Source organism: Pseudomonas fluorescens, from assembly GCF_001648775.1.
Taxonomy (GTDB): domain Bacteria; phylum Pseudomonadota; class Gammaproteobacteria; order Pseudomonadales; family Pseudomonadaceae; genus Aquipseudomonas; species Aquipseudomonas fluorescens_M.
Window position 1 is genome coordinate 189,488 of the sequence record NZ_LVEJ01000013.1, and the last position, 8,431, is coordinate 197,918.

Sequence of the window (8,431 nt, forward strand, 5' to 3'; positions counted from 1 at the left end):
CCCTCCGGGAGAGGGTTAGGGTGAGGGGCTCTTTAATCCGCATCTTTTTCCTGTCCAGACAAGCTGTTACTGTACGGCCCACAAAGCCCAAGCCGCCTGGATCGGATCTGACTTGAAGCGTCCCCTCCTCCTGCTCCTGATCAGCCTGGCCTTGAGCTCAACCGCAAGCGCGACGATTACCGAAAGTCACGGTTATGCGCAGTTCGGCACGCTCAAGTACCCGGCCAGATTTACCCACTTCGACTGGGTCAACCCGCAAGCGCCCAAGGGCGGTACGTTGCGGGTGATGGCGTTCGGCACCTTCGATACGGTCAACCCGTACACCTTCAAGGGCACCAGCCCGGTGACTACGCCGAATTTCCTCCAGTACGGCATCAACGAGTTGAACGAGCCGTTGATGGTCGGCACCGGTCAGTATTCGCCGTCCGGCGACGAACCCGCGTCGAGCTACGGCTTGATCGCGCAATCGGTGGAATACAGCGAAGATCGCAGCTGGGTGGTGTTCAATTTGCGCCCGGAAGCGCGTTTTCACGATGGCACGCCGATCACTGCGTATGACGTGGCGTTCTCCTATCGAACGCTGCTCAAGGACGGCCATCCGCTGTACCGCACCGCGCTGCAGGAAGTGCTGCGCGTCGACATCCTCAACAAACAGCGTATCCGCTTCGTGCTCAAGCGCTCGGGCAATCCGTTGTTGATCCTGCGCCTCGGTGAGTTGCCAGTGCTGCCACAGCATTACTGGAAGGACCGCGACTTCAAGGCCACCACCTTCGAACCGCCATTGGGCAGCGGCCCTTACCGCATCACCTCAGTGACACCGGGCAGGCAGTTGATCTTCGAACGGGTCAAGGACTACTGGGGCAAGGACCTGGCGGTCAATCGCGGCAAGTACAATTTCGATCGCATGGAAGTCGAGTTCTACCGCGACAGCGATGTGGCCTTCGAAGCGTTCAAGGCTGGCGAGTTCGACATCTACATCGAGCATCAGGCGAAGAACTGGGCCAACGGCTACAACTTCCCGGCCATACGCCGTGGCGACGTGATCAAGGCGCAGATCCCGCATCAGATCCCGACCCCGAGTCAGGGCCTGTTCATGAACACCCGCCGCGCCACCTTCGCCGATGTGAAAACCCGCGAAGCGCTGGGCCTGATGTTCGACTTCGAATGGACCAACCGCGCGCTGTTCAGCGATGCCTACAAACGCACCACCAGCTACTACCCCAACAGCGAATTCAGCGCCAGCGGCCTGCCGGTTGGCCACGAATGGCTGATGCTCAAGCCGTATAAAGATCAGTTACCGGCGAAGCTGTTCACCGAGCCGTTCACCTTGCCGCAAACCGACGGTCGCGGCATCCCGCGGGAAACCATGCGCAAGTCGCTGGCCCTGCTCGCCGAGGCCGGCTGGAAGCTCAACGGCCAGCGCCTGCAAAACGCCAACGGCCAGCCGCTGAGCTTCGAACTGTTGCTGGTCAACCCGAATCTGGAGCGAATCCTCCAGCCGTACATCGAGAACCTCAGCAGCATCGGTATCGATGCGCGCCTGCGCACGGTCGATCGCGCGCAGTACAAACAGCGCCTCGATCAATTCGATTTCGACATGATCCTGATGACGCTCAACCAAACCCTCAGCCCGGGCCTTGAGCAGTGGCAGTACTTCCACTCCAGCCAGGTCGGGGTCAAGGGCAGCAAGAATTACGCGGGCATCGCCAACCCGGTGGTCGATCACCTGCTCGAACAATTGCTCGCCGCGCGCACCCGCGACGAACAGGTCGCCGCCGGCAAGGCGCTCGACCGCGTGCTGCTCTGGCAGCACTACAGCATTCCCAACTGGTACCTCAATTATCACCGTCTGGCCTACCGCAACCGGTTGGCCTTCGTCACCACGCCGCCCTACACCCTGGGCCTGAGCGCGTGGTGGCTGAAGTCTTCGGAGAAAGATCAATGAAACCGATCCGCGCCCTGCTCGTCCAGGCCAGCGGCTTGCTGTTCGCCGGGCTCGCCTGTGCCGCCCCGCAACACGCCGTGACCCTGTACAACGAGCCGCCGAAATACCCGGCCGATTTCAAGCAGTTCGATTACGTCAACCCCGACGCGCCGAAGGGCGGGATTTTCCGTCAGGCCGGATTCGGCGGCTTCGACAGCCTCAACCCGTTCATCAGCAAAGGCGTGCCGGCCGATGACGTCGGGCAGATCTACGACACCCTGACCAAGCACAGCCTCGACGAACCGTTCACCGAATACGGCCTGATCGCCGCCAAGATCGAAAAAGCCCCGGACAACAGTTGGGTGCGTTTCTACCTGCGCCCGGAAGCCCGTTTCCACGACGGTCACCCGGTGCGCGCCGACGACGTGGTGTTCAGCTTCAACACGCTGACCAAAGAAGGCTCGCCGATGTTTCGCGGCTACTACAGCGACGTTTCCGAGGTGATCGCCGAAGATCCGCTGAAAGTGCTGTTCAAGTTCAAGCACAGCAACAACCGCGAGTTACCGTTGATTCTCGGTCAGTTGCCGGTGCTGCCAAAACACTGGTGGGCTGATCGCGACTTCAACAAGGGCAATCTGGAAATCCCGCTGGGCAGCGGTCCATACAAGGTTGCTGAAGTGAAGGCCGGGCGTTCGGTACGTTACGAACGGGTCAAGGATTACTGGGGCAAGGACCTGCCGGTCAATCGTGGTTTTTACAACTTCGACACGATGACCACCGATTACTACCGCGACAACACCGTCGCCCTCGAAGCCTTGAAGGCCGGGCAGTTCGATTACTGGCTGGAGATGACCGCGAAGAACTGGGCCAACGCCTACAACATCCCGGCGGTCACCGAAGGTCGCTTGATCAAGGAACAGATCGCCAACAGCAACCCGACCGGCATGCAGGGCTTCGTCTACAACCTGCGCCGCCCGGTGTTCCAGGACGTGCGCGTGCGTCAGGCGCTCGGCCTGCTGTTCGATTTCGAATGGACCAACAAGCAACTGTTCAACGCAGCCTACTTCCGCACCCGCAGCTATTTCGAAAACTCGGAAATGGCCGCCACCGGCCTGCCTGATGCTGATCAGTTGGCGATCCTCGACCCGTTCCGCAGCCAGTTGCCGGCACAGGTGTTCAGCGAAGCCTTCGACAATCCCAAGACCGACGCCAGCGGCATGATCCGTACCCAGCAGCGCGAAGCCTATCAACTGCTGCAAGAGGCTGGCTGGAAGATCGTCGACGACAAAATGGTCGACACCACGGGCAAGCCTGTCGTGATTGAATTTTTGCTCGCGCAGACCGAATTCGAACGCGTATTGCTGCCGTTCAAACGCAACCTCAGCGACCTCGGCATCGATCTGGTGATCCGCCGCGTCGACGTTTCGCAATACATCAACCGCGTGCGCTCACGGGATTTCGACATGATGGTCGGCAGCTTCCCGCAGTCCAACTCGCCGGGCAACGAACAGCGCGAATACTGGATGAGCGCTGCTGCCGATAAACCAAGCAGCCGCAACACCATGGGTTTGAAGGATCCGACCGTCGATCAACTGGTGGAAAACCTGATCAACGCAGAGTCACGCAAAAGTCTGGTGGCCCACGCCAGGGCGCTGGATCGGGTGCTGCAATGGGGCTACTACGTGATCCCCAACTGGCACATCAAAACCTGGCGCGTGGCTTATTGGAATCACATCGGTCACCCCAAGGTCTCACCCAAATACGACATCGGTATCAACACCTGGTGGGTCAAGCCTGACGCGAAACCGGCGATAGAAGTCGAAACCAAACTGCAAGCCGACCCTGCGGGCACGGAGTAATCAGATGCTGGCGTATATTTTTCGGCGACTGCTGCTGATCATCCCGACCTTGTTCGGCATTCTGCTGATCAACTTCGTGATCATCCAGGCCGCGCCCGGTGGTCCGGTGGAACAGATGATCGCCAAGCTCGAAGGCTTCGAAGGCGCCACCAGCCGGATTGCCGGCGGCGGTGCCGAGGTGTCCGTAGCCGGCTCGTCGTATCGCGGCGCGCAGGGCCTGGACCCGGCGCTGATCAAGGAAATCGAGCACATGTACGGGTTCGACAAGTCGGCCCCGGAACGCCTGTGGATCATGGTCAAGAACTACGCGACGCTGGATTTCGGCGACAGCTTCTTCCGCGACGCCAAGGTCATCGATCTGATCAAGGAAAAGATGCCGGTGTCGATCTCGCTGGGGCTGTGGAGCACGCTGATCATGTACCTGGTGTCGATCCCGCTGGGGATCGCCAAGGCCACGCGGCACGGCAGCCACTTCGATGTGTGGACCAGCTCGGCGATCATCGTCGGCTACGCGATTCCGGCATTCCTCTTTGCAATTCTGCTGATCGTGGTGTTTGCCGGCGGCAGCTATCTGGACTGGTTTCCGCTTAGGGGCCTGACCTCGAACAACTTCGATGAGCTGAGTTTCGGCGGCAAGATTCTCGATTACTTCTGGCACCTTGCGCTGCCAGTGACGGCACTGGTGATCGGCAACTTCGCGACCATGACCCTGCTGACCAAAAACAGCTTTCTCGACGAGATCAACAAACAGTACGTAGTCACCGCCAAGGCCAAAGGCCTGACCCGCCACCGCGTGCTCTACGGCCACGTGTTCCGCAACGCCATGTTGCTGGTGATTGCCGGGTTCCCGTCGGCGTTCATCGGCATCTTCTTCACAGGCTCGCTGCTGGTGGAAGTGATCTTCTCCCTCGACGGCCTCGGTCTGATGAGCTTCGAGGCGGCGATCAACCGTGATTACCCGGTGGTGTTCGGCACTCTGTTCATCTTCACCCTGCTCGGGTTGGTGGTGAAACTGATCGGCGACCTCACTTACACCCTGGTCGATCCGCGCATCGACTTCGAAAGCCGGGAGCATTGAGATGAACCTGTCCCCTCTCAACCGCCGCCGCTTCGAACTGTTCAAGGCCAACAAGCGCGGCTGGTGGTCGCTGTGGCTGTTTTTGATTCTGTTCGGGCTGAGCCTAGGTGCCGAACTGATCGCCAACGACAAGCCGCTGGTGGTGCATTACGACAACAACTGGTACTTCCCGGCGATCAAGCGTTACCCGGAAACTGCGTTCGGTGGCGAATTCCCGCTGGAAGCCAACTACAAGAGCCCGTACATCCGCGAACTGCTCAAGGCCAAGGACGCGTGGGTGTTGTGGGCGCCGATTCCCTACAACTATCAAAGCATCAACTACGACCTGAAAGTCCCGGCGCCGGCGCCACCGTCGGCGGACAACCTGCTGGGCACTGACGATCAGGGCCGCGATGTGCTGGCGCGGGTGATTTATGGCTTCCGTATTTCCGTGCTGTTTGCGCTGACGTTGACTGTGTTGAGTTCGATCATCGGCGTGATTGCCGGCGCCCTCCAGGGTTTCTATGGCGGCTGGGTCGATCTGGCCGGACAGCGTTTTCTGGAGATCTGGTCGGGGCTGCCGGTGCTGTATCTGCTGATCATTCTCGCCAGTTTCGTCCAGCCGAATTTCTGGTGGCTGCTGGGGATCATGCTGCTGTTCTCGTGGATGAGCCTGGTCGACGTGGTGCGCGCCGAGTTCCTCCGTGGCCGCAACCTCGAATACGTGCGCGCCGCGCGGGCGCTGGGCATGCAGAACGGCGCGATCATGTTCCGCCACATCCTGCCCAACGCGATGGTCTCGACCATGACCTTCATGCCGTTCATCCTCACCGGCGCCATCGGTACCCTGACCGCGCTGGACTTCCTCGGTTTCGGCTTGCCGGCCGGCAGTCCGTCGCTGGGTGAACTGGTCGCCCAGGGCAAATCCAACCTGCAAGCGCCGTGGCTGGGCATGAGCGCGTTCGCCGTGCTGGCATTGATGTTGAGTTTGCTGGTGTTTATCGGCGAGTCCGCTCGCGATGCCTTCGACCCGAGGAAGTGAAATGAATCAGGACAATCTGATCGAAGTGCGCGACCTCGCCGTCGAATTCGGTTTCGGCGAGCGCGTGCACCGGGTCGTCGAAGGCGTGAGTTTCGACATCAAGCGCGGCGAAACCCTGGCACTGGTCGGCGAATCCGGCTCGGGTAAATCGGTGACCGCGCATTCGATCTTGCGTTTGCTGCCCTACCCGATGGCCCGCCATCCGGCCGGCAGCATCAACTACGCCGGGCAAAACCTGCTGGGCCTGAGCGAAAAGACCATCCGCCATATTCGTGGCAACCGCATCGCGATGATTTTTCAGGAGCCGATGACCTCGCTGAATCCGCTGCACTCGATCGAGAAGCAGATCAACGAAGTCCTCGGCATCCACAAGGGTCTGACCGGCAAAGTCGCGACCAAGCGCACTTTGGAGCTGCTGGAGATGGTCGGCATCCCAGAGCCACACAAGCGCCTCAAGGCCCTGCCCCACGAATTGTCCGGTGGTCAGCGCCAACGGGTGATGATCGCCATGGCCTTGGCCAACGAGCCGGAACTGCTGATTGCCGACGAACCGACCACGGCGCTGGACGTGACCGTTCAGCTGAAAATCCTCGATCTGCTCAAGCAATTGCAGGCCAGATTGGGCATGTCGCTGCTACTGATCAGTCACGATTTGAACCTGGTGCGAAGAATTGCGCATCGCGTATGTGTCATGCAGCGCGGTTGCATCGTCGAACAGGCATCGTGCGAAGAGCTGTTCCGTTCGCCGCAGCATCCGTACACTCGGGAATTGCTCGGCGCGGAGCCCAGCGGAGGCCCGGCGAGCAATAAAATCGGCGCGCCGCTGCTTGAGGTCGAAGACCTGAAAGTCTGGTTCCCGATCAAGAAAGGCCTGCTCAAGCGCACGGTGGATCACGTCAAGGCAGTGGACGGCATCAATTTCAGCCTGCCTCAGGGTCAGACCCTGGGGATTGTCGGGGAAAGCGGTTCCGGCAAATCCACGCTGGGTCTGGCGATTTTGCGGCTGATTGGCAGCAAAGGCGCGATCCGCTTTGAAGGCAAGCAGCTAGACTGCCTGACGCAGAACGAGGTTCGCCCGTTGCGTCGGGAGATGCAGGTGGTGTTTCAGGATCCGTTTGGCAGCCTGAGCCCGCGCATGTGTGTCAGTGACATCGTTGGCGAAGGCCTGCGGATTCACAAGATGGGCACCGCAGCCGAGCAGGAAGCGGCGATTATTGCGGCATTGAAGGAGGTAGGTCTGGATCCGGAAACCCGGCACCGCTACCCCCACGAATTTTCCGGTGGGCAACGGCAACGAATCGCCATTGCCCGGGCCTTGGTGCTGAAACCGGCGCTGATCCTGCTGGACGAGCCGACTTCGGCGCTCGACCGGACGGTGCAGCGGCAAGTGGTGGAGCTGTTGCGTTCACTGCAAGCCAAGTACAACCTGACGTATTTGTTTATCAGCCATGACCTGGCTGTCGTCAAAGCGCTGAGCCACCAGTTGATGGTGGTCAAGCATGGCCAAGTGGTCGAACAGGGAGACGCGCAAAGTATTTTTGCCGCCCCCCAACATCCGTATACACAGCAGTTGCTGGAAGCCGCTTTTTTGGCACCAGCCACTGCGCAATAACCTGAAAGAGGAGCAACACATGGGTTTTCTCGCCGGTAAGCGCGTACTGATCGTCGGTGTCGCCAGCAAGCTGTCCATCGCATCCGGCATCGCTGCCGCCATGCATCGCGAGGGCGCTGAGCTTGCCTTCACTTATCAGAACGACAAACTGAAAGGTCGTGTTGAAGAATTCGCCCAAGGCTGGGGTTCGAGCCCTGAGCTGTGCTTTCCGTGCGACGTGGCCAGCGATGAAGAAATCGCCAAGGTCTTCGAAGCACTGAGCAAGAAGTGGGACGGCCTGGACTGCATCGTCCACTCCGTTGGTTTCGCCCCGGGCGACCAACTGGACGGCGACTTCACCGAAGCCACCACCCGTGACGGTTTCCGCATCGCTCACGACATCAGCGCCTACAGCTTCGTGGCCCTGGCCAAAGCCGGCCGCGAAATGATGAAAGGCCGCAACGGCAGCCTGCTGACCCTGTCGTACCTGGGCGCCGAGCGCACCATGCCTAACTACAACGTGATGGGCATGGCCAAGGCTTCGCTGGAAGCTGGCGTACGTTACCTGGCCGGCTCCCTGGGCCCGGACGGCACCCGCGTCAACTGCGTATCGGCTGGCCCGATCCGTACCCTGGCAGCCTCGGGCATCAAGAACTTCCGCAAAATGCTGGCCGCCAACGAAGCGCAAACCCCGCTGCGTCGCAACGTCACCATCGACGAAGTCGGCAACGCCGGCGCCTTCCTGTGCTCCGACCTGGCGTCGGGCATCAGCGGTGAAATCATGTATGTCGACGGCGGCTTCAACACCACCGCCATGGGCAACATCGAAGAGTGATCTTCGCTTAGCCAATAAAAAACCCGCCGATCTGGCGGGTTTTTTTATGCCTGCAACACTGGCCCCTGTGGGAGTGAGCTTGCTCACGAAGAGGCCGGCACATCAACAGAGATGTGCCTGACC

The 8,431-nt window shown here is 60.1% G+C and carries 6 protein-coding genes; all 6 read left to right on the plus strand.

Annotated features, from left to right (window positions below):
• Nucleotides 1-112 precede the first annotated feature (112 nt).
• Genes A8O26_RS14120 through fabI form a run of 6 tightly spaced genes read left to right on the plus strand, consistent with a single transcriptional unit; the run spans nt 113 to nt 8,308 of the window.
• Nucleotides 113-1,945, plus strand: a complete 1,833-nt coding sequence (locus tag A8O26_RS14120) for an extracellular solute-binding protein (protein ID WP_064118584.1) — start codon at nt 113-115, stop codon at nt 1,943-1,945.
• A complete protein-coding gene (locus A8O26_RS14125; RefSeq protein ID WP_064118585.1) occupies nt 1,942-3,783 on the plus strand; it encodes an extracellular solute-binding protein in 1,842 nt (613 codons plus the stop codon). Before A8O26_RS14120 ends, A8O26_RS14125 begins: the two co-directional genes overlap by 4 nt.
• Nucleotides 3,784-3,787: 4 nt before the next feature.
• On the plus strand, nt 3,788-4,861 hold the full coding sequence (locus tag A8O26_RS14130) for a microcin C ABC transporter permease YejB (RefSeq protein WP_016987121.1): 1,074 nt from the start codon (nt 3,788-3,790) through the stop codon (nt 4,859-4,861).
• A 1-nt stretch (nt 4,862) separates the two neighbouring features.
• The gene (locus tag A8O26_RS14135; protein ID WP_064118586.1) at nt 4,863-5,882 is read left to right on the plus strand and encodes an ABC transporter permease; all 1,020 of its coding nucleotides are present in this window, start codon (nt 4,863-4,865) and stop codon (nt 5,880-5,882) included.
• A gap of 1 nt (nt 5,883) precedes the next feature.
• Nucleotides 5,884-7,494 (plus strand): ABC transporter ATP-binding protein, encoded by a 1,611-nt coding sequence (locus A8O26_RS14140; RefSeq protein WP_064118587.1) that lies wholly within the window; start codon nt 5,884-5,886, stop codon nt 7,492-7,494.
• Nucleotides 7,495-7,513: 19 nt separating this feature from the next.
• A complete protein-coding gene (fabI, locus tag A8O26_RS14145; RefSeq protein ID WP_007910591.1) occupies nt 7,514-8,308 on the plus strand; it encodes an enoyl-ACP reductase FabI in 795 nt (264 codons plus the stop codon).
• The last annotated feature ends 123 nt before the right edge of the window (nt 8,309-8,431 follow it).

Excerpts from the sequence above, each read along its gene's own strand:
- A8O26_RS14125 (WP_064118585.1), top strand. The coding sequence starts at position 1,942 with ATGAAACCGATCCGCGCCCTGCTCGTCCAGGCCAGCGGCTTGCTGTTC.
- A8O26_RS14130 (WP_016987121.1), top strand. The coding sequence starts at position 3,788 with ATGCTGGCGTATATTTTTCGGCGACTGCTGCTGATCATCCCGACCTTG.
- A8O26_RS14135 (WP_064118586.1), top strand. The coding sequence starts at position 4,863 with ATGAACCTGTCCCCTCTCAACCGCCGCCGCTTCGAACTGTTCAAGGCC.
- A8O26_RS14140 (WP_064118587.1), top strand. The coding sequence starts at position 5,884 with ATGAATCAGGACAATCTGATCGAAGTGCGCGACCTCGCCGTCGAATTC.
- fabI (WP_007910591.1), top strand. The coding sequence starts at position 7,514 with ATGGGTTTTCTCGCCGGTAAGCGCGTACTGATCGTCGGTGTCGCCAGC.